Below are 23,906 nucleotides of genomic sequence, written 5' to 3' on the forward strand. Positions count from 1 at the left end.
GGGCCCCGACCTCTGCTGAACGGACGTCCGGGGACATACATCGGGCGGCGCACACACCCGGTGATCGGGGTGTGACGACGTATCCGCTCAGCTTCGTGTGATGTCACCTGAGTGAGAAGCAACAGGCCTTTCGGATCACCGCAGTTGCCGACCTCGGGCCTCAGTGGAGAACGTGTTCCCCCGCGCATTCACCGGCCTTTCGGGCGCGACCGACATGTCGGCCTCGCGGTCGGCGAAGGCGCACTCCCACAGATAAGAACAGCGGCCTCTGTGTCCGCGCGGATTTCGCGCGCTCTGGCAACAACATGCCACCCGTCCAGGCCTTCGGTCTGTCGTGGTGCGTCCCAACAGTGCTCACCGTGGAAACAATTCGTCAGGAGAAAGTCGTCCTGCCGGTCCGGCGTGCCCAGTTCCTCAGTGGGCGGCCGCTGTGCTGCGTCAAAACGTCGCGAACGATAAGGGGAGTCTCCACTGATGCCGCAGTCTGTCCCCATTGCCGTCATTGGAATCGCGTGCCGGTTTCCCGGAGCGGACAACCACCGCCAGTTCTGGGATGTGATCAGGAACGACCGGTCACAGGTCGGCGAAGTGCCGCAATTCCGTTGGGACTTGGGGGGCGGCGAGGCGGCCGGCATCTCCGGTGCGAGTGCCGGGCGCCCGGGCGCCGGCCGGTGGGCCGGCCTGATCGACGATGTTGACGCCTTCGACGCGCAGTTCTTCCGCCTCTCCCCGTTGGAGGCGGAGAGCACCGACCCGCAGCAGCGGATCATGCTCGAACTCGCCTGGTCCTGCGTCGAGGACGCGGCCATCGCGCCCAGCACGCTGCTCGGACGTGATGTCGGGGTGTTCCTCGGTTCGTACAACCTGGACTACAAGGAGCTCCAGGAGAGGCAGCTGCGCGAGGTCGCGGCGCACCACTCCACGGGAACGGTCGGGGCGGCCATCGCGAACCGGGTCTCCCACTTCTTCGATTTCCACGGGCCCAGTGTGGTGGTCGACACGGCGTCGTCCGCCTCGCTGCACGCCGTCCACCTCGCCGTCCAGTCGCTCCAACAGGGCGAGTGTGCCCTGGCGCTCGCGGGCGGGATCAACCTGGTGCTGACCCCGGGCCGGCACACGTCGTTCGCCAAGGCCGGCATGCTGTCGCCCACCGGCTCGTGCCGTCCCTTCGATGAGCGGGCCGACGGCTACGTACGGGGGGAGGGCGGCGGCACCGTCCTGCTCAAGCCCCTCGCGGACGCCGAGCGCGACGGTGACGCCATCTACGGCGTCATCAAGGGCAGCGCCGTGAACCACAGCGGCAGGACCCGCACCCTGACCTACCCCGGCGTCGAGGCGCAGGCACAGGTCGTCGCGGACGCGATCGGCCGGGCCGGTCTCTCCCCGGACACCATCGGCTACGTGGAGGCGCACGGCACGGGGACGCCGACCGGCGATCCGGTCGAAATCGAGGGCCTGGTCGAGGGCTTCCGCAGAGCGCGCGGTGGGAACGCCGAACCGGCGGAGCACAACGTCTGCGCGCTGGGCTCGGTCAAGCCCAACATCGGCCACCTAGAAGCCGCCGCGGGCATCGCGGGCCTGATCAAGGTGCTGCTCGCGATGGAGCACCGGAAGATACCGGCTTTGCGGGACTTCCAACGGCTGAACCCGCGGATCGAGCTGGACGGCACGCCCTTCCACATCGCCGACCGGCTGCGCGCGTGGGAGCCCCTGCGGTCACCGAGCGGCGACCCGCTGCCCCGCCGCGCGAGTGTCAGCTCCTTCGGCATCGGCGGCACCAACGCCCACGTCGTACTCGAAGAGGCGCCCACCACCGCACCGGCCGCTCCGCGCGCGCACCACGCCTACCTCGTCTGCCTGTCCGCCAGAACCAGCACGGCACTCCGGCGGCGGATCCGCGATGTGCGGGAGTGGCTCGACGGCGATGGGTGCGATGCCGACCTGGCGGACCTCAGCGCCACGCTGCTCCTCGGGCGCGAACACCTCGACCGGCGGACCGCGTTGGTCGTGCGCGACCGTGCGGACCTGCGCGCGAAGCTGACGCTGCTGCTGGAGAGCGGGCAAGCCGACGACTGCTTCCATGAGTGCGCGAAGACCCCCTCGGGCGACGAGCCGGCCGGAGCGTGTTCCGCCGAAGCCGTGATCGACGCCGGCACCGACCTGTCCGCCGCCGAGTACCAGGGGCGGCTGCTGGACCTGGCGCAGTCCTTCGCCGCAGGGAGCAGCCACCCGTGGGCGGAGCTGTTCGTGTCGGCCCCGGCGCGACGGCTGCGGCTGCCGGCCTATGCGTTCGACCGGCAGCGCTTCTGGATCACACCGGACGCCACCGACGAGAACACCGCCACCGGGGCGCCGGTGGGAAGCGGCGTACTGGAGCACACCGCCGAGCGGGAAGAGCGCGAGGCGGGCAGGACGGTGCCGGAACGTCGTACCGAGCGGGCGGGCACCGACGTTCAGGAGCGTGTCGAGGCGGATCTCAGGAGTCTCGTCAGCGGTGTGCTGAAGCTCGCGGCCGACGAGATCCACCCGGGGGACCAGCTGGCCGACCTCGGGTGCGACTCGGTCGGCAACACGGAACTGGCTCTGCGGCTGAGCGCGCACTACTCCATCGACGTCGCGCCGTCGCTGTTCTACACGTACTTCACCCTGGAGATGCTCCGGGACCATCTGCTGGAGGAGCAGTACGCCGACGCCGTGGCGGGGAAGTACGCGGCTGCCGACACGGACGCCGTCGACGAGGCGGACCTCGCGCGGGAACCGTCCACCGGGGCTGCAGAGGAGCCCGACACCGGCGCGCGGCGCGCGGCAACTCCCGGAGCCGGGACCGATGACGACCGCGACCAGCGGATCGCCGTCATCGGCATGAGCGGGCGCTTCCCGCAGGCCCGTACGGTCGAGGCGTTCTGGCAGCTGCTCGCCGACGGCCGGGACGCGGTGACGCCGTTGCCGGCGCACCGGCTGGGCAACTGGGCCGGTGTCACGGGTGCGTCGGAGGTCAGGGGCGGGTGGCTGCCCGGCGAAGCCGAGTTCGATCCGCTCTTCTTCGAGATCTCCCCTCGCGAAGCCGAGCAGATGGACCCGCGGCAGCGTCTGCTGCTGCAGGAGGCATGGCGGGCCCTGGAGGACGCCGGGTACGGAGCGCGCCAGCTCCGCGACCACACCATGGGCATGTTCGTCGGCGCCGAGCAGAGCGACTACCCGGGTCTGGTCCGCGACGAGCAGACCCTGACCTCCGGCCACGACGGCATCCTGGCGGCCCGCCTCAGCTACTTCCTGAACTTCTCCGGACCGGTACTGACCGTCAACACCGCCTGCTCGGCCGGGCTGGCAGCAGTGCACCAGGCCTGCCTGAGCCTGCGCAGCGGCGAGTGCGACACCGCGGTCGCCGCCGGAGTGAGCCTGCTGTCCGGCTCCCAGTTCTACGAGCACGCCACCCAGGCCGGGATGCTGTCGCCCGACGGGGTCTGCTACGCCTTCGACAAGCGGGCCAACGGCATGGTGATGGGCGAGGCGATCGCCACCGTCGTACTGAAGCCGCTGGCCAAGGCTCTCGCGGACGGTGACCGGGTGCATGCCGTCATCACGGCCAGCGGCCTGAACCACGACGGCCGCACCAATGGCATCACCGCCCCCAGCCAGTCCGCGCAGGTCGCCCTGCTCGACTCCGTGTACCGGCGGTTCGGCGTGGACCCGGCCGCCGTCGAGCACGTGATCGCCCACGGCACCGGCACCCGGCTGGGCGACCCCATCGAGGTCAACGCGCTGACCGAGGCGTTCGGCCGGTACACCGACAAGACCCAGTACTGCGCCCTGACGTCGGTCAAGACGAACATCGGGCACGCCCTGGCCGCCTCGGGCGTCGTCAGCCTGATCGCCATGGTGCAGGCCCTGCGCCATGAAACGGTGCCCGCGAGCCTGAACTCCGGCCAGGAGAGCGAGTACATCGACTGGGCGCGCAGCCCCTTCCACGTCAACAAGGAGGCCCGGCCCTGGCCGGCCAGGGCCGGGCGCGAGCGGGTGGGCGCCGTCAGCTCGTTCGGTATCAGCGGGACGAACGTCCACGTCGTGGTGGAGAGCCACGGCGACGGCGCGGCCGCGCGGCCGGCTGTGTCCCGGCCTTCGTACGTACTCGCGCTGTCGGCGAAGACCGACGACGCGCTGCGGACGCGGGTGGAGGACCTTCTCGCCTTCGTCCGGGCCGGCGGAGCCGAGGACGCGGGGCTCGGGCGGATCAGCAGCACGCTGCTCGCCGGGCGCCACCACTTCGCGCACCGCTGTGCGCTGGTGGCCGCCACCCCCGAGGAGGCCGAGCTGCTGCTGCAGCGGGTGCTCGACGGTAAGAAGGACCCCCAGGTGTTCCAGGGGCTGGCCGGGCGGGACTTCCGCGCGCAGAACGCCCTCACCGAGTACGGCAACGAGCTGATAGCGCGGGCCCGTACGGGGGACGAGGACAGCCGGTACCGGGACGCGGTCCGAGCCCTGGCCGAGCTGTACTGCCAGGGTTACGAGCTGGCCTGGGAGAACCTGTTCGACGACCGGCCGCTGCCGTGCGTGTCGCTGCCGGGCTACCCCTTCGCGCGCGAGACCTACTGGGCCGACGCCGCGACGGCCGGCCGCGCGGCGCCGCACGCCCGGCCCGCGTCCGCCGCACTGCACCCGCTGCTGGACAGCAACGACTCCACCCTGCGGTCGCAGCGCTTCGGCAAGCGGCTGTCGGCGAGCGAGTTCTTCCTGCGCGACCACGTCGTGGGCGGCAGGATCCTGCTGCCGGGGGTCGCGCACATGGAGATGGCGTACACCGCCTCCCGGCTGGCCACCGGTTGCGACCATGTCATCCTGCGCGGCATCATCTGGGGCCGTCCGGTCGTCATGGACGACGTGTCCCGCTCCGTGCACATCGAGCTGACCCCGCTCGACGAGGATGCGCTGGAGTTCGCCATCCACGACGGCACGGAGGCAGAACGTACGGTCTTCTCCCAGGGCCGGGCCGGCTACGCCGCCGACCAGGCCACGCGGGCGCGCGGTGCGATCGACATCCCCGCGATCAAGGCGCGGTGCATCGGCCGCCGCGAGCACGCCGAGATCTACGCGAGCCTGCGGGACCTGGGCTTCGGGTACGGCGCGACCTTCCAGGCCATGGAGACGCTGTACTGCGGCGAGACCGAGGCACTGGCCCGGATCGTGCTGGACGAGGACCTGGAGGAGGAGTACTCCCGGTTCACCCTGCACCCCTCGCTGTTCGACGCCGCGCTCAACACGCTGCGGGGCATCGGGGAGCAGGACGGCGTACTGCGTATCCCGTTCAGCCTCGAAGAGCTGGAGGTGTTCGCGCCGATCCCGCGCCAGTCGTACTGCCACGCCACCATCCACCGCATCGCCCGCGACGGCGCGATGAGTGTCGACCTCGCGATCTGTGACGACAGCGGCATCGAGTGCGTGCGCCTCACGGGCCTGGTCTTCAAGGAGGTCACGGCTGACAAGAGCGAGCAGCTGCACTACTACGTGCCGCGCTGGACCGAGGCCGAGGCCCCTACCGCCCAGGACGCGCAGCCCGTGGGCGCAGGGCGCACCCTGCTCCTCCTCGACAACGGGGACACGCGGGCGACCCGGCTGGCGGCGCGGTACGCGGGCCGCGTCGTGCGGGTGCGCGGGGGCAGCGCCTTCCAGGAGTCGGGACCGGATCTGTTCAGCGTGGACCGCCGCAACCCCGAGGACTACGACCGGCTCCTGCGGACGCTGGCCGATCGCGACCTGCTGCCGCGGGCGATCGTCGACTTCTGGCCGCTGGCCCAGAACCCCGCCGGCCTCACGATCGAGCTGGAGGGTCTGCTGCACCTCTTCCGGGCCGTGCACCGAGCTGGCCCCGAGCAGGAGATCCAGTACCTGTCGGTGCTGCCGGCCGAGCCCGGACCCCAGCGGGCGGCCGGCGAGGCGCTCCTGGGCTTCGGCCGTGCCATGACGGTGGTCGATCACCTGTTCCGGGTGGAGAGCCTGCAGATCGCCGACGCGCGGGACGCGGAGGCCACCGTCGACAGCGTCCTGCAAGAACTCGGCAGGGCGCAGAGCGCCGCCCCGCAGGGCTGGCACGAGATCCGGCACGCGGACGGGATCCGCGCGGAGCGGGTGCTGCGGCCGTGGACCGCGGGCACGCGCGGCGCCACCTCGGCGCTGCCGCTGAAGGAGGGCGGTGCCTACCTGATCAGCGGTGGCGCCGGCGCCCTTGGACTGCACCTCGGCAGCTACCTCGCCGCGCAGTGCAGGGCGCGGCTCGTCCTGCTCGGCCGCCGGGAGCCGGACGGCGCGCTGCGGGAGAAGATCGCCGCACTGGAGGCCGCCGGGGCCGAGGTCCTCTACCTCGCCTGCGACGTGGCCGACCGTGACAGCGTGGGCGCGGCGCTCACCGCGGCACGGAAACGATTCGGCACGCTGGACGGCGTCTTCCACGGCGCGGGTGTCATCGGCGGCACGGGTGTCATGGAGGCGGACTGGGCCGGCTTCGAGGCGGTGCTGGCGCCCAAGACGCACGGGACGGTCCATCTGGACGAACTGACCGCCGCGGACCCGCTCGACTTCTTCCTCATGTTCTCGTCCATCGCCGCCTACGTCGGTGACTTCGGACAGGGCAGCTACGCCGCGGCCAACCGGTTCCTCGACGGCTACGTCCAGCACCGGGAGGAGCTGCGGGCGCAGGGCCTGCGGAACGGGCGGAGCATCTCGGTCAACTGGCCGTACTGGGACGAGGGCGGCATGCTCGGCGAGCTCGCCGAGGAGGGCCCCGCCAAGACCCTTTACCGCGACCACTCGGGTATGCGCGGACTGCGCACCGAGGAAGGCATCGGGGCGCTGCTGCGGATCCTGATGTCCGACGAGACCCAGGTCGTCGTGACGAAGGGCGAGCGTCAGAAGATCGAGAAGGTCCTGCGCGTCGAGGGGACCGCGCGCGGCGCTGCCGAGCCGGGTGAGACCGCGGTCGATCCGCAGGCGGTGGCCGCGGCCGGAGCGAAGCCCGCGGCCACCGCGAGCGCCGTGCCCCCAGCACCCGAGGAGGGCTCGGGAGAACTGTTCGCCCGGACGGTCGAGTACCTGAGGGACCGGCTGTCGCAGGTCTTCCGCATTCCCAGGAACCGGATCGACCCCGCCGCGGAGCTGGGGGAGTACGGCATCGAGTCCATCCAGATCATGGAGTTGATGCGGCTTCTGACCAAGGACTTCGACTCCATTCCGGGGACGCTGTTCTTCGAGTACCGCACGATCCAGGAACTCGCGGAGTACTTCACCGAGCACCAGGCGGCGCGCCTGACCGACCTGCTGGGGCTGGAGCGGACCGCCGCGGTGGCTCCGGAGGCGGTGCGCGAGAGCGCGCCCGCGCCGGTCGCGCCTGCCCAGCCTGCCGCGCCTGCCCAGCCGGTCGCGCCTGCCCAGCCTGCCGCGTCGCGTGGCCGGTTCGCGAAGGCCGTGGAGCCCGGCGAGGCGTCGCCGGCGCAGGCGGTGAGCGGCCGGGCCACGGGCCGCTCACGCGACGTGGCCGTCATCGGCATCAGCGGCCGCTACCCGAAGGCGGGCAACCTCGACGAGTTCTGGCAGGTGCTGAAGCGCGGCGAGGACTGCATCGAGGAGATCCCGCCGCACCGGTGGGACAAGGACGTGTACTACGCGGCCGAGAAGACGCCCGGCAAGAGCAGCAGCAAGTGGGGCGGTTTCATCGACGGTGCCGAGAACTTCGACGCGCTGTTCTTCAACATGTCGCCGCAGCAGGCCGCGCTGACCGACCCGCAGAGCCGGCTGTTCCTCCAGGCCGCCTGGGAGTCCATGGAGGACGCGGGGTACACCCGGCAGTCCCTGAGCCCCGGCAAGGCCCGCAAGGTCGGTGTCTACCTGGGCATGATGTGGAACGAGTACCAGCTGTACAGCGGCCAGGACGTCGTCCTGTCCGACCGCGCCGCCGCCTCCAACGCCGTCTCGTACTTCTTCAACCTGCACGGGCCGAGCCTGACCGTCGACACCGCCTGCTCCTCGTCGCTCTACGCGATCGCCATGGCGGTCGAGAGCATCCGCAACGGCTCCTCGTCGCTCGCGTTCGCCGGAGGCGCGAACCTGTCGCTGCACCCCAACAAGTACGTCTCGCTCAGCCAGATGAACTTCTTCGCCGAGGACGGCCGCTGCCGCTCGTTCGGTGAGGGCGGCACCGGTTACGTACCGGGCGAAGGGGTCGGCTGCGTCCTGCTCAAGCCGTTCGACCAGGCGGTCGCGGACGGGGACCACATCCATGGTGTGATTCGCGGCGTCGCCACGGTGCACGGCGGCAAGACGAACGGCATGACCGTACCCAACCCGCTGGCGCAGGCGGACATGGTCGCCGCCGCGCTGGAGGATGCCGGGCTTTCGGCCGAGGACATCAGTTACGTGGAGGGCCACGGCACGGGCACCTCCCTCGGCGACCCGATCGAGATCAGCGGTCTGACCCGGGCGTTCCGCAAGTACACCGACAAGAAGCAGTACTGCCCGATCGGTTCGGTGAAGTCGAACATCGGTCACCTGGAGGGCGCCGCCGGGATCGTCGCGGTGACCAAGGTCCTGCTCCAGATGCGGCACGGGATGCTCGTGCCCTCCCTCCATTCCGAGCAGACGAACTCGTACATCGACTTTCCGAGCTCGCCCTTCTACGTACAGCACGAGTTGGAGCCGTGGGAGAGGCCCACCCGGACGGTCAACGGGGTGCCGCACACCCTGCCCCGGATAGCCGGCGTCTCCTCGTTCGGCGCACACGGCGCCATCGCCCACGTGATCATCGAGGAGTACCCGCCCGCGCAGGAGCAGCCGGCCCGTCCGGCCCCGGCGCCGCGTCCGGAGCTGGTCGTGCTGTCGGCGAAGGACGACGAACGGTTGCGGGAGAGCGCCCGGGCGCTGCTGACCTGGCTGGCCGGGCCCGGCCGCGACGCCGATCTGGCGGACATCGCCCACACCCTCCAGGCGGGCCGCGAGGCCATGGAGGAACGCCTGGCTCTGGTCGTGGACGGGCCGGACGCGCTGCGTGAGCACCTGCGCGCGTTTCTCGACGGCGAGCAGGAGAGCGCGAACGTCTTCCGCGGTGGCGTGCGGCAGAACAGGGACGCCGTCGCTCTCCTGGAAGCCGACGAGGAGATGCGGGACCTGGTACAGCAGTGGCTCGCGCAGGGCCGCTGCGACAAGCTGGCCAACGTCTGGGTGAAGGGCCTGGCCCTCGACTGGGCGTCCCTCGCCCGCGGTGCAGAGCCGCGTCGGATCTCCCTGCCGACATACCCGTTCGCCCCGGAACGCCACTGGCTCGACGCGCCCCCCGCGCTCGCGCTCCAGCCACCGCCGGCGGTGGCCCCGGCGGTGGCCGGCACCCCGCCCCCCGCATCCGCGCCCACCGCAGACGAGGAGATCCGGCCGCTCACCTTCGTGGAGGACTGGGAGCCCGCGGCTCTGGACGCGGGCACCGTGCGCGCGCTGCGGGGCGTCGTGTTCCTGTGCACCGGAGCGGAGCGTCAGGCGGCGGTCGCGCAGGCCGTACGGGCCCTGCGCCCCGGCCTGCACACGGTCTTCGTCGGACACGGGGACACCTTCGGGAAAGCGGACCCGCACTGCTACGAGGTCCGCCGCGGCTCGGCCCAGGACTACCTGGAGGCCTTCCGGGACATCGCGGCGGGGCCGGCCCCCATCGACGCGGTCGTGAGCATCGAGGCGCTCGAACCCGGCGCCGCCACCGAGGACTTCAGTGACGTCGTCCTTACGGTGCAGGCACTCGCCGGCGCGGGCCTCGACGCGGGGCGCTTCGTGGTGGCGGGGGAATACCGCGACGGCGTGGAGCGCGCGCTGCTGGAGGCGCATCTCGGCTTCGAGCGCTCACTGGGCATGGTGATGCCCGGACTGTCGGTGGTGGCCGTACTCCAGGACACCGCCGATCCGCTGCGGCCGGCGGACACCGCCGGCCGGCTGGAGCGGCTGCTCGCCGAGTTGGGTCAGGAGCGGCCGGTCAGCGCGCTGTACCGCGCGGGTGGCCGCTTCGTGAGCCGCGTACGCGAAGCCACGCTGGACGAGAACCGCCCCGGCGCCCTCCGGCACGGCGGTACGTACCTGATCACCGGCGGCTGCGGTGGGCTGGGGCTGATCGTGGCCCGCCACCTCGCGGAGCACTACGCGGCCACCATCGTCCTGACCGGCCGCTCCGCGCTGGACGCGGCACGCCAGGAGGCGCTGCGCGGCCTCGCCGCCGGAGATCGGGTCCTGTACGTCCAGGCAGACAGCTGCGACGCGGATGCCATGAAGCGGGCCGTGACCCAGGCGCGGGAGCGCTTCGGGGCGCTGCACGGCGTCATCCACGCGGCCGGGGTCCAGGGCGAGGGCAGCGTCCTGGAGAAGAACCTGCGGTCCTTCGAAGACGTCCTGAGCCCCAAGATCCAGGGAACGCTGGCACTGGATGAGGTGCTGGCGGGCGCCGAGCTGGACTTCGTCTGCTACTTCTCCTCCACCGCCGCCGTCATCGGCGACTTCGGCACCTGCGACTACGCGGTGGCCAACCGCTTCCAGATGTCCTACGCACGACACCGGGACGCCGAGGTGCGGGCGGGCCGGCTGTCCGGCCGGACCGTGGTCGTCAACTGGCCGCTGTGGCGCGAGGGCGGCATGGGCTTCGACCACGACACCACCACGATGCTCCTGAAGTCGAGCGGCCAGGACTTCCTGGAAACAGCGGTCGGCATCGACTTGTTCGAGCGGTTGCTGTCCCAGGAGGCCGCGCAGCACATGATCCTGGTCGGCAGGCCGAGCCGGGTGGCGCGCTTCCTGGGGCTGACGCCTTCCGCCGGCGCCCCGGCCCAACCGGCGGCGACCGCGGCCGGGCTGACCGTCCACTCGGTCGTGGGCGGCGTGCCCGCTGCGCCGGCCCCCGATGCCGAGGAACGCCTGGCACACGACCTGCGGCAGATCGTCAGCGGCGCGGTCAGCCTGTCCCCGGAGCGGCTCTACGAGGACGACAACCTGGCCGACTACGGCTTCGACTCGGTGAGTCTGGCCGGCCTGGCCACCCGGCTGGGGCAGCACTTCGGCATCGAGGTCACGCCCGCCCTCTTCTACAGCCGCTCCACACTGCGCAAGCTGCGGGAGTTCTTCGCCACCGAACACCGAGATCTCCTGGCCGTGTTCTACAGCGACCACGGTGATGGCGAGGCCACCACCGAACCGGCCGCAGCGCAGACCGTACCGCCGCAGGAGCCGAATCCCGCCGGCAGGCCGGGGCCCGGCGCCTCCCCTCAGCGTGACGCCGGCACCGCCCCGGACGCAGGCGCGGAGCGCCGCGTGCGGGAGCAGCGGACGGAGGACGACGCCATCGCCGTCATCGGCATGAGCGGGCGCTTCCCCGGCGCCGACAACCCCTCCGAGCTGTGGTCCGTCCTCGCGGAGGGCCGCGACGTCGTCAGCCCGGTCGCCCGCGAGCGCCTGGAGCTGTGGGGCGAGCCGCAGAACAGTCCCTTCGCGGCCTTCCGCGTCGGTCAGGTGTCCGCTCCCGACGAGTTCGACCCGCTGTTCTTCGAGATCTCCCCCAACGAGGCGCGCAACCTCGACCCGCGCCAGCGGCTCCTGCTCCAGGAGTCGTGGCACGCCCTGGAGGACGCGGGTTGGACGCCTGCGGCGACCCGCAGGATCGGCATGTTCGTGGGGGTCGAACAGGGCGACTACGACACCCTGGACCCCGCAGCGGGCACCGTCACCGCCAACCACGACGGCATTCTCGCCGCACGCCTGTCCTACCTGCTCGACCTGAGCGGTCCCGTCATGGCCATCAACACGGCCTGCTCGTCGGGGCTGGTGGCCGCGCACCAGGCCTGTGCGAGCATCCGCACCGGCGAGTCCGACGTCGCCCTGGCCGCAGGGGTCAGCCTCATCACGACCTCGCAACTGCTGACCCGTACCCAGCAGGCCGGCATGCTGTCCGAGGACGGCGTCACCTATGCCTTCGACAAGCGCGCGAACGGGATGGTCCTCAGCGAGGCCGTCGCCGTGGTGGTGCTGAAGCGGCTTTCGGCGGCGGTGGCCGACGGCGACCGGATCCACGGCGTCATCCGCGCCAGCGGCATCAACTACGACGGCAGGTCCAACGGCATCACCGCGCCGAACGGCGACGCCCAGACCGCGCTGCTGCGCGACACCTACCAGCGGCACGGCATCGACCCGGGCGACATCGAGTACGTCGTCGCCCACGGCACCGGCACCCGGCTCGGGGACCCCGTCGAGGTCAACGCCCTCAACGACGTCTTCCGGGGCTTCACCGACAAACGGCAGTACTGCGCGCTGACATCGGTGAAGCCGAACGTCGGGCACACGCTCGCGGCCTCCGGACTCGTCAGCCTCATCGGGGTCCTGCAGGCCATGCGGCACGAGACGATCCCGGGCTCCCTGCACTGCGCGCAGGAGAACGAGTACATCGAGTGGAAGAACAGCCCGTTCTTCGTCAACAAGGCGAACCGGGCGTGGCCCGAGGCCGCCGGGCGCAGACGGATCGCCGCCATCAGCTCCTTCGGCATGAGCGGCACCAACGCCCACATGGTGGTGGAGAGTCGCCCGGAACGCGAAGAGGACGAGGTCATGGAGATGCCCGCTCACCTGCTGGCCCTGTCGGCCAAATCCGAGGAGTCGCTGCGCCGGCGGGTCGCCGACCTGGTCGACTTCCTGGAGAGCCCCCGGCACCAACCCAGCCTGCGGGACGTCGCCGCGACGCTGCTGGACGGCAGGCCCCACTTCCGCCACCGCTGCGCCGTCGTCGCCCGTGACCGCGCCGAGGCGGTACGCCTGCTGCGTCTGCAGGGTGCGGGTGGCCACGACCCCGACGTCTGCGCCGGGGAGGTGCCCAAGGACTTCGCGCCGAGCGAAGCGGCCCGGCAGGCCGGCGAACGACTGCTGGTGGAGGCGGCCGGCCGGCACCAGGACGGCCCCGGCCTCCGCGACGCGCTGCGGGCCGCGGCGCGGGCGTACTGCCAGGGGTACGACCTGGCGTGGCGCCGGCTGTTCGGCGGCCGGCGCACCGCGCCGGTCGCGCTGCCCGGCTACCCCTTCGCCACGAAGCGCCTGTGGCGCCCGCGTACCACGCGCCCGGCGCCCGACGCGATGTTCGCGTCCGCGGCCGGCCGCGCCGACGTGACGGGCCGCCGCTTCGACGTGGTGCTCACCGGAGCGGAGTCCTTCCTGCGCGACCATGTCGTGGCCGGGGAGAAGATCCTGCCGGGCGTCGCCCACCTGGAGTTGGCCCGCGCCGCGCATGCGGCGCTGCCCGCGCGGCGCGACACACCCACGGCCGGTGTCACGTTCCGCGACGTCGTGTGGCTGCGCCCGGTGACCGTCGCGGACACACCGCTCGATCTCCACGTCGAACTGGAGCCGGACGGCGCCGCGGCAACCCGCTACCGCATCCTGGCGCCCGGCGCCGACGGACCCGTCGTACACAGCCAGGGGCGCATCGAGACCGGCGGCGGACCGGCGGCGCGGCCACGGCTCGACCTCGCGGGACTGCGGACCGCGTGCGACCACTACGAGATGGCCGCGACGGAGGCGTACCTCGTCTACCGGCGCCAGGGCATCGTGTACGGGCCCACCTTCCAGGGGCTGCGGCGCCTGCTCGTGGGGGACGCCCAGGTCCTCGCCGAACTCACACTGCCCGAGGCGCCGGAGTACGGCGCGGGCACCCCGGTGCTGCCTCCGGGGCTCCTGGACGCCGCCCTGCAGGCGTCGATCGGCCTGCGGCACGGCGAGGGCCTCCGACTGCCTTACGCAGTCGGGGCGGTGGAGATCCTGGGTCCCTGCGAGCCGGTCATGTGGGCGTGGCTCAGGGGTACCTCGGGGAGCGGCGACACATTCGACGTCGACCTGTGCGACGAGCGGGGCGAGGTCCGCGTGCGGTTCTGGGCCTTCAGCACCCGGCCGCTGCGCGCCGCGGCCGAGCCGGCGCCGGCGGCGCAGCCCGCCCGGCCCGCCGCCGGGAGCCTGGCGCTGCTGGAGCCGCGCTGGGAGTTGGCGCGGTCCGCCCTGTCGGCGAACGGCGACGGACTGCGGGGGCGGACGCTGCTGGTCGGCGCCGACCCGGAGGAACTGGCCGTCGTCCTCACCGGGCGCGGCGAGGACGTGGACGTGGTCCTGCTGCGGGCCGAGGACACCGTCGACGGCCTGCGGGAGCGGCTCGCGCGCGGGGGACCCTACGACAGCGTCGTGTGGGTCGCGGGCGGCGCTGCGGCGGTGCTGCCGGAGAGCGAGGACCTGATCAGCCGTCAGGAGGGCGGGCTGTACGCCGGCTTCCGCCTGGCGAAGGCGCTGCTGGCCCTCGGCTACGACAAGCGGGACCTGGAGTGGACCGCCCTCACGGTCCGCAGCCAGGAGGTCATCGACACCGACCGCATCGACCCGGCCCACGCCGGAGTGCACGGTCTGCTGGGGTCGCTTTCGAAGGAGAACCCGCGGTGGCGGGTGCGGACGGTCGATGTGGAGGCGTTGCGGGACGACGTACTGAGGGAGGCGCTGCGCCTGCCGGCGGAGCCGTCCCACGGCAGTTGGGCGCATCGTGGCGGGTGCTGGTACCGGCAGGTCCTGGCACCGGTGCCGTTCGACGCGCTGCCCGCGCAGACGGCGCCGTACCGACGCGGCCGCGTCTACGTGGCCATCGGCGGCGCCGGCGGCCTCGGCGCGGTCTGGACCGAGCACGTGATACGCACCTACGGGGCGCAGGTGGTCTGGATCGGCCGCCGCGCCGAGGACGACGCCATCCGGGCCAGGATCGAGGAACTGTCCCTGCTGGGACCGGCCCCCTGGTACGTGCAGGCCGACGCCACCGACCGGCAGGCGCTGGCGGCCGCGGTCGCGCACATCCGGGCCCGCTTCCCCGAGATCAACGGCGTCGTCCACTCGGCGCTCGCGCTGCTCGACCAGAGCGTGGCCCGGATGCCGCAGGAACGTTTTCGCACCGCCGTGCGCGCGAAGGTCGACGTCAGCGTCCGTATCGCGCAGGTCTTCGCGGACGAGCCGCTGGACTTCGTACTGTTCTTCTCCTCGACCAACTCCTTCCAGCGGTCCGCAGGACAGAGCAACTACGTGAGCGGCTGCGTGTTCAAGGACGCGTTCGCCCGGCTGTGGCAGCAGACCCGTGCCACCCCCGTGAAGGTGATCAACTGGGGCTACTGGGGAAGCGTCGGCGTCGTCGCCTCGTCCGCGTACCAACAGCGCATGGAGCAGAGCGGCATCGGCTCCATCGAACCCGCCGAAGGCATGGCGGCGCTGGACCTGCTGCTCTCCGGGCCGTACCACCAGCTCGCCCTGGAGAAGACCACCGTCGCAGGGCAGGCCGGGCACGACACCCCGCCCGCCGAGTCCGGCGGCCCGAACGACCAGCGGCTGCGGCGGGTGCTCGCGGACTCCGGCAGTGCCCGGGGCTTCGACGACGCCCTGCTGTGCGAACTGCTTCTGTCGCAGTTGCAGACGCTGGGGATGGACCGCGCCGGCGGGTCGGTCGCCGACCTGAGAGCCGCCTTGGATCCGGGGGGCGGCTACGACCGCTGGCTATCCGAGAGCCTGCGCATCCTTGCCGAGCACGGCTACCTGGAGCACGGCCCCGAGCACTACACCCTGGCCGACCGGGCGCGCCTCGACCCTGCCGAGGTGTGGCGGCGCTGGGAGGCGGTGTGCCGGCGCGGTGACGGCACCAACGCCTACGTCAACTTGCTGGATCCGGTCCTCCGCGCGCTGCCCGAGGTGCTCGCGGGCCGGCGGCCCCCGACCGAGGTGATCTTCCCCGCGTCGTCGATGCGGCTGGTCCGCGGCGTGTACCGGGACTGCGACAGCGCCGTGGCGCTGAACGAGCTCATGGCGGAACTGGTGGCGGCCCGCGTCGAGGCCCTGCTGGAGAACGACCCCGCCCACCGCGTCCGCATCCTGGAAATCGGCTCAGGCACCGGCGGCACCAGCGAGAAGGTGCTGGGCCGGCTGACGCCGTACCGCGCCGGAATGGCGGAGTACTGCTACACCGACGTTTCGCAGTACTTCCTGCGCAACGGGCGGCAGGAGTTCACCGCCGGCCACCCGTACCTGCGGTTCGAGCTGTTCGACGTGGAGCGCGCCCCCGCGGAGCAGGGGATCGGCGAGGGCGTTTACGACATCGTGCTCGCCACCAACGTCCTGCACGCGACCCGCGACGTCCGGGCGGCCGTGCGGCACGCGCGGGCGCTGCTGGGAGCGGACGGCGTACTGGTCCTCAACGAGCTCGCGACACGCACCCCGTTCCTGCACCTGACCTTCGGACTGCTCGACGGCTGGTGGCGCTACGCGGACACCGAACTGCGCATTCCGGGCAGCCCGGGGCTGGCCCCCGAAACCTGGCAGCAGGTGCTGGGGGAGGAGGGCTTCACCACCGTGTCCTTCCCCGCCGCCCCCGTGCATGAGGCCGGTCACCAGATCGTGGTGGCCGACACCGGCGCACGGACCGGCACGCCCGCACCCGTCCCCACCCCCACCCCCACCCCCGCTCCCGCTCCCGCACCGCCGAGTGTGGAGGACGGGCAGGAACGGGTGCGGTCCGTGATCGTCACGCGGCTCCAGACGTCGCTGGGTCTGGACCGCCGGGAGATCTCCGAGGAGGACTCCTTCGCCGACTACGGCGTGGACTCCATCCTGGGCGTCGAACTCACCCAGCAACTCAGCGCCGACCTGGGCATCTCGCTCTCCGTCACGGACCTGTTCGACCACAGCTCGGTGCGCGCGCTGGCGGCGTACGTGGCGGAGCACCACCTCGACGCGGCGCCGCTCCCGGCTCCCCCGGTACCCGCAGCCGTCCCGGCGCCCGTCGCCGCACCGCCGGCACCGCCTGCCGCGACCGTACCCATAGCCGCTGTGCCCGCTGTGCCCGGCCTGCCGTCCGCCTCGGTGTCGGCATCGGCGTCGGTGGCCGTAGAAGCCCCCGGCCCCGTCGGCGAGCCGGTCGCCATCATCGGTATGAGCGGAAGGTTCGGCACGGCCAAGGACCCCGATCAGCTGTGGCAGCACATCGCCGAAGGCCGCAGTCTCGTCGGCGAGATCTCCCGCTGGGACATGCCGGCCTTCGTGGCACCGGGCGCGTCCCACCCCCGGTATGCCTCGCTGATGGACGACATCGACCAGTTCGACCCGCTGTTCTTCCAGATATCGGGCCTCGAAGCCGCCTATATGGACCCCCAGCAGCGGGTGGTACTGGAGGAGGCGTGGAAGGCCCTGGAGGACGCCGGTTACGCGGGCGACGCCATCCGCGGCCGGGCCTGCGGCGTCTACATCGGCACTCAGGTCAGTGACTACCTGCCCGGCTCCAGCGAGGACGCCCCGGCCCAGGCCATGTGGGGCAACGCCGAGGCGATCATCCCGGCCCGCCTGTCCTACCTCCTGGACCTGCAAGGTCCCGCCATCGCCGTCGAGACGGCGTGCTCCGGCTCGCTCGTCGCCCTCCACCTCGCGTGCCAGGCCCTGCGGGCCGGCGAGATCGAGTCGGCCCTGGTCGGCGGAGTGTCCGTACAGTGCGCCCCCGACTACTATCTGAACGCCCACAAGGCCGGAATGCTGTCCGAGACGGGTCAGTGCCACACCTTCGCGGACGGCGCGGACGGCTTCGTACCCGGCGAGGGCGTCGGCGTCGTCATGCTCAAGCGCCTGCGGGACGCCCTCGCCGACGGTGACCACATCCACGGTGTGGTCCGCGGGTCGGGCATCAACCAGGACGGGACGTCCAACGGCATCACCGCACCGAGCGCCAAGTCGCAGGAACGGCTGGAGCGCCAGGTGTACGACACGTTCGGCATCGACCCCGCAGGCATCCAATTGGTCGAGGCGCACGGCACCGGCACCCAGCTCGGGGACCCCATCGAGTTCCAGGCGCTGACCCGCGCGTTCCGCCACTACACCGACCGGCGCGAGTACTGCGCCATCGGCTCGGTCAAGACCAACATCGGGCATGCCGCGCCGGCTTCGGGAATGGCGGGGCTCATCAAGATCCTGCTCGCCCTGCGCCACCGCGAGCTGCCACGCAGCCTGCACTTCGAACAGGGCAACGCCCACATCGAGTTCGCGGGCAGCCCGTTCTACGTCAACACGGAGCACCGCCCCTGGACGGCCGAGCCGGGCCGGCCCCGGCGGGCGGCGCTCAGCTCCTTCGGGTTCAGCGGCACCAACGCCCATGTGGTGGTCGAGGAAGCCCCCGATCCGGCGCACCGCGCACACGCGCCCGCACCCGACCACCTCGTGGTGCTGTCCGCCCTGTCCTCCGAGCAGTTGCGGACGCAGGCCGAACAACTGGTGGAGCATGTGCGCCGGCACCCGAACACCGACCTGGGCGACGTCAGCTCGACCCTGGTACGCGGCCGGCGGCACTGCCCCGTCCGGCTGGGGTGCGTGGCCCGTGACACCGCCCACCTGGTGGAACTGCTGGACCGGTGGCTCACGGACGGACACGAGCAGGAGGTGCGCACCGCCGACCTCGCGGAGCACGCGGTGAGCCCGCAGCCCGCCCTGGAACAGTTCGGCGACTCCTGCCTGCGTGCGTGCGCCGAGGGCGCGACCGGGACAGCCCGCCGGGAGCACCTGGACGCCGTCTGCGCCCTCTACCTCCAGGGATACCCGCTGCGGTACGAGCGGCTCTTCGAACGGGGTACGTACCGGCGCGTCCCCCTGCCGACGTATCCGTTCCAGCGACAGCGCCACTGGCTGCCCGCGGGGGGCGGCTCCAGCCGCACCGCTCCCGTCCCGCCCGCCGACCGCGCGCCCGCGCCGAGCCCGCAGACCGGCGCCTCCTCCCATCTGACGCTGGCACCGATATGGGTCGAGGAACAGGCCCCGGAGCCGGGCCCCGGCCCGGACATCCGCAGTGGCGTCGTCGTTGTGGGCGGGAGCGCAACGGAGCGCGCCGCCCTGGCGGCCGAGTGCCCCGACGCGTACTTCGTCGCCAACGGCTCGGTGAGCGCCGCGCAACTCACCGAACAGGTGCGGGGCGCGGGTACGGTCCGCCACCTCGTGTGGATCTCCCCGGCGGACGCGGGCGCCGGGCCCGACGCTCTGCTGCGCCGCACCGACGTCGGAGTGATCGCGTTCTTCCGGCTGGTCAAGGCACTGTTCGAGCTGGGTTACGGCGGCCAGGAACTGACCTGGACCGTGGTGACGCGGCAGACCCAGCCCGTGCGGCAGAGCGAATCAGTGCTGCCCGCCGACGCCGCCGTGCTGGGCCTGGCCGAGGTCATGGCGAAGGAACTGCCCAACTGGACCCTGGGCGGCTTCGACCTGGGCGGCTCCGACGAGCTCCCCGCCCGTATCCTGCTCGCCGCCCCGGCCCCGACCGTGCGGGCGCTGCGCGACGGCCAGTGGTTCCGTCGCGGCCTGTACCTGGCGGAACTGCCGGCACCGTCCCACTCCCCGTACAAGGAAGGCGGCGTCTACGTCGTCCTGGGCGGGGCCGGCGGCATCGGCCGGCTCTGGAGCGAAGACCTGATCCGGCGCCACCGGGCCCAGGTCGTCTGGATCGGCCGCCGGGAGGAGGGCCCCGGCATCCGGGCGGAGATCGAGCGGCTGGCCGCGCTCGGGCCGGCGCCCTGGTACGTACGGGCCGACGCCGCCGACGTGGACTCGCTGCGGAGCGCGTACACCCGGATCCAGGAGCGGTTCGGCACCATTCACGGCGTAGTGCAGTCCGCCTTCGGCCTGGTGGACCAGAGCCTGCCCAACACGACCGAGCAGCAGTTCCGGCAGGGTCTGAGCGCGAAGATCGACGCCAGCGTGTGCATGGCGGAGGTCTTCGACACCGACGGACTCGACTTCATGCTCTTCTTCTCCTCGATCGCGTCGGTCAACCCGGCCAGGGGATACTGCAGTTACGTGGCAGGCAACGCCTTCGAGGATGCGCTGGCCCGCCGGCTCGCCGGCACCCGCCCGTACGCCGTGAAGGTGGTCAACTGGGGTTTTTGGGGCGCCGTCGGCAGCGGACTCGACGTTCCGGAGCACGTACGCGAGCGCATCTACCGGCGCGAGGGCCTCGGCGACATCGACCCCGCGCTGGCGATGGACGCGGTCGAGCGGCTCCTGGCCGCTCCGCTCGGGCAGGTTGCCTACCTCAACACCAGCGAACCCGAACGGTTCCAGGGCTTCAGCGACCGCGAGGCGATCCGTGTGCTGGACCCGGCGGTCCGCCGCAGCGCGCCGCTCACCCCGCTGCTGCCCGCGCGCGGGGAGCAGTTGCGGACGGTCGAGACACAGGCCAAGTCCACACTGCGGATGCTGGACGAGCTGCTCCTGCGGCTGCTGTGGTGCGAACTGCGCGGCCGCGGCTGGATCGGGACGGGAACCGTCGACGCGGACTCCCTCCGGCAGGCCGGCGGGATACTGCGGAAGTACGACCCCTGGGCGAAGGAGACCCTGAAGCTGTTCGCGCGGCAGGGCTGGCTCGCGGAGACCGGATCCGCGGGCTGCTACCGGGCGCCCGCCGCCGACCCCGTCGACCCGGACGCCACCGCTGCCGCATGGGAGCGCGACCGGCGCGCGTGGCTTCAGGACCCCGAACTGCGGGCGTCGGTCGACCTGGTCGACAAGACGCTGCGCGCGCTGCCCGACGTCCTCATCGGCACGGTCCCCGCCGTCGACGTGATCTTCCCAGGTTCCTCGCTGGAACTGGTCGAGGGGATCTACAAGCGGAACATGATCGCCGATTACTTCAACGACGTGGTGGGCGACTGTGTCGTCGCCCTCGTCGAGAGCAGGCTCGCGCAGGACCCCGGAGCCCGCGTCCGCATCCTGGAGATCGGCGCGGGAACGGGCGGTACCACCGCCACGGTGCTGCGCCGGCTCCAGCCGTACCAGCGGCACATCGGCGAGTACTGCTACACCGATCTGTCCAAGGCGTTCCTCCTGCACGGCCAACGGGAGTTCAGCGCGGGCAATCCGTTCCTGCGCTGCGAGATCTTCGACGCCGGCCGGTCCGCCGCCGAGCAGGGATTCGACGAGGGCGGCTACGACCTGGTCATCGCGACCAACGTGCTGCACGCCACCAAGGAGATCCGCACGTCACTGCGTAACAGCAAGGCGCTGCTGCGGTCCGGTGGTGGTCTGGTCATCAACGAGATCGACGGCCACACCGTCTTCGGGATGCTCACGTTCGCGCTGCTGGACGGCTGGTGGCTGCACGACAGTGATCTGCGCGAGACCGGGGGACCCGGTCTGCGGCCCGAGATGTGGCAGTCGGTGCTGCGGTGGGAGGGCTTCGAGGGCGTCGAGTTCCCCGCGCGGGACGCGCACCCGCTCGGCCAGCAGGTGGTGGTCGGCTTCAGTGACGGGGTGATCCGCAGGCCCCGCGGCGAACAGCCGCTTCCCGCGAACGCGCCGCACTCGCAGCCGCTTCCCGTGATGGCGCCGGACTCCGGACCGCAGCCGGCCGGCGCGCAGCCGGTGGCGCAGCCCGATGCCTCCCCGGTGGACGGGGCGCTGCTCGACGACACCGTGCGCGGCTATCTGATGGAACTGGTCGCGCGGACCCTCATGATCCCGGCCGGATCCATTGACGCCCGCGAGCAGCTGTCGGCGTACGGCATCGACTCCATCCTCATCCTGCAGCTGCTGACCAGTCTCAAGAAGGACCTGGGGGAGATGAGCAGCACTCTGTTCTTCGAGTACCGCACCATCGAGGAGCTGACGGAGTACTTCGTCACCGAGCGGGCCGAGAGTGTGGCCCGCGCCCTGGGAGTGGGCCAGGGTCCGGCCGCCGGGCAGGCGACCGCGCAGGCCCACGTCCCGGACACGGGGCCTGCCGAGGCCGCCGCGCGGCCCGGCCCCGCCCGCACGGCGGCGCGTCCCGCACCGCTGCCCGCGCGCAACGATGGCATCGCGATCGTCGGAATGAGCGCGCGCTTCCCCCAGGCCGAGACCCTCGACGCCTTCTGGGACATCCTGCGCGAGGGCCGCAACACCGTCACGGAGATCCCCGCCGACCGGTGGCCGCTCGACGGCTTCTACGAGCCCGACAAGGAGGACGCCGCCGCGAAGGGCAGGAGCTACAGCAAGTGGGGTGCCTTCCTCGACGGTTTCGCCGACTTCGACCCGCTGTTCTTCGAGATGACGCCGAACGACGCCACGGAGATCGACCCGCAGGAGCGGCTGTTCCTCCAGGAGGCGTGGCGGGCCTTCGAGAACGCCGGCTACACCCGCGGCCGCCTGGAGCGCGAACACCGTTCGAACGTCGGCGTCTTCGTGGGAATCACCCGCGCAGGACACAACCTCTACGGCCCCGAGCGGTGGCGCCGGGGTGACACCGCCCAGCCCTACACCTCGTTCGGGTCGGCGGCCAACCGGGTCTCGTTCAAACTGAACCTCAACGGTCCGAGCATGCCCATCGACACGATGTGCTCCTCGTCGATGACCGCGCTCCACGAGGCGTGCGAGCACTTGCTGCACAGCGCCTGCGAAGTGGCGGTGGCCGGCGGCGTGAACCTCTACCTGCACCCGTCGAGTTACGTCAACTTGTGCGGTCTGCAGATGCTCGCCGACGAGGACAAGTGCCGCAGTTTCGGCGCCGGCGGCAACGGCTTCGTCCCCGGTGAGGGCGTGGGCGCGCTCGTCCTCAAGCGGCTGGCGGACGCCGAGCGGGACGGCGACCACATCCACGCGGTCATACGCGGCACCAGCATCAACCACGGCGGTACGACGAATGGCTACACGGTGCCGAATCCGGTCGCCCAAGGCCGCGTCGTGCGGGACGCCCTGGACCGGGCGGGCATCGACGCGCGCACGATCAGCTACATCGAGGCGCACGGCACCGGCACCGCGCTGGGTGACCCGATCGAAGTCAACGGCCTGACCCGGGCGTTCTCCCAGGACACCCAGGATCTGCGGTACTGCGCGATCGGTTCGGTCAAGAGCAACATCGGTCACGCCGAGGCCGCCGCCGGTATCGCGGGCGTGTTCAAGGTCGTGCTGCAGATGCGGCACGGTGAACTTGCCCCCAGCCTCCACGCCGACGAGGTCAACCCGCACATCGACTTCGATGCCACGCCGTTCGTCGTCCAGCGCAAGGGCGCGGAATGGAAGCGGCCGGTGGTCGCCGTCGACGGCGTCAGCTCCGAGGTGCCGCGCCGGGCCGGTGTCTCGTCCTTCGGCGCGGGCGGTTCCAACGCCCATGTGGTGATAGAGGAGTACGTCCGCGACCAGCCCGATCCCGGGGCCGCCCGGGTCGGCGGGCCTGCCGTGGTCGTCCTGTCCGCCAAGGACGAGGAGCGGCTGCGGGACCAGGCACGCGCCTTGCTGGACGCGCTCGCGGACTCCGAGCGGAGCGGGGCCGCGCTGGCCGATGTCGCGTACACCCTGCAGGTCGGACGCGAAGCCATGAGCGAGCGGCTGGGGACGGTCGTCAGCTCCTTCGCCGAGCTGCGGGACCGGCTGCGGGCATTCCTGGACCACCCTCAGGGCGGCGCCGGGCTGCACCGGGGCCGCGCCGCACGCGGCGACCGCGCGCTGACGGCGCTGACCGCCGACGCGGAGCTGACCGCGGTCGTCGGGACGTGGCTGGCCAAGGGCCAGTACGCCAAGGCGCTCGACCTGTGGGTGAACGGCTTCGAACTGGACTGGGGCGGCCTCCACCCGGCGGGAGCGGCGCGCATCGTCCCCCTGCCCACGTACCCCTTCGCCCGGGAGCGGTACTGGATCGCCGAGCGGCCGATCGACGGCGCTCCGCCCGAGCACCCGCCCGTCGCCACGGACGGGGAACCGGCCGGCGACCTGCCGGACGCACTGATCGACGACCTCCTCGACGAGGTGGTGAGCGGTTCTCTCGACGTCGCGACCGCCGCCGAGAACATCCGACGGTCCGTCATCGACGGCACCGGCCGGACCACCGACAACGAGGGGCGCTGATC

General features: G+C 71.8%; 1 protein-coding gene. It reads left to right on the forward strand.

The annotated features are described in order from the left end of the window. Window positions 1–474: 474 nt before the first annotated feature. The gene (locus ACH4VO_RS28300; protein WP_360993800.1) at window positions 475–23,904 is read left to right on the forward strand and encodes an SDR family NAD(P)-dependent oxidoreductase; all 23,430 of its coding nucleotides are present in this window, start codon (window positions 475–477) and stop codon (window positions 23,902–23,904) included. The last annotated feature ends 2 nt before the right edge of the window (window positions 23,905–23,906 follow it).

The sequence above is a fragment of the Streptomyces sp. NPDC020780 genome, from assembly GCF_044334475.1.
In the GTDB taxonomy this organism is placed as follows: Bacteria; Actinomycetota; Actinomycetes; order Streptomycetales; family Streptomycetaceae; genus Streptomyces.

Coding starts and splice junctions, on each gene's coding strand:
- ACH4VO_RS28300 (WP_360993800.1), top strand. CDS start 475: ATGCCGCAGTCTGTCCCCATTGCCGTCATTGGAATCGCGTGCCGGTTT.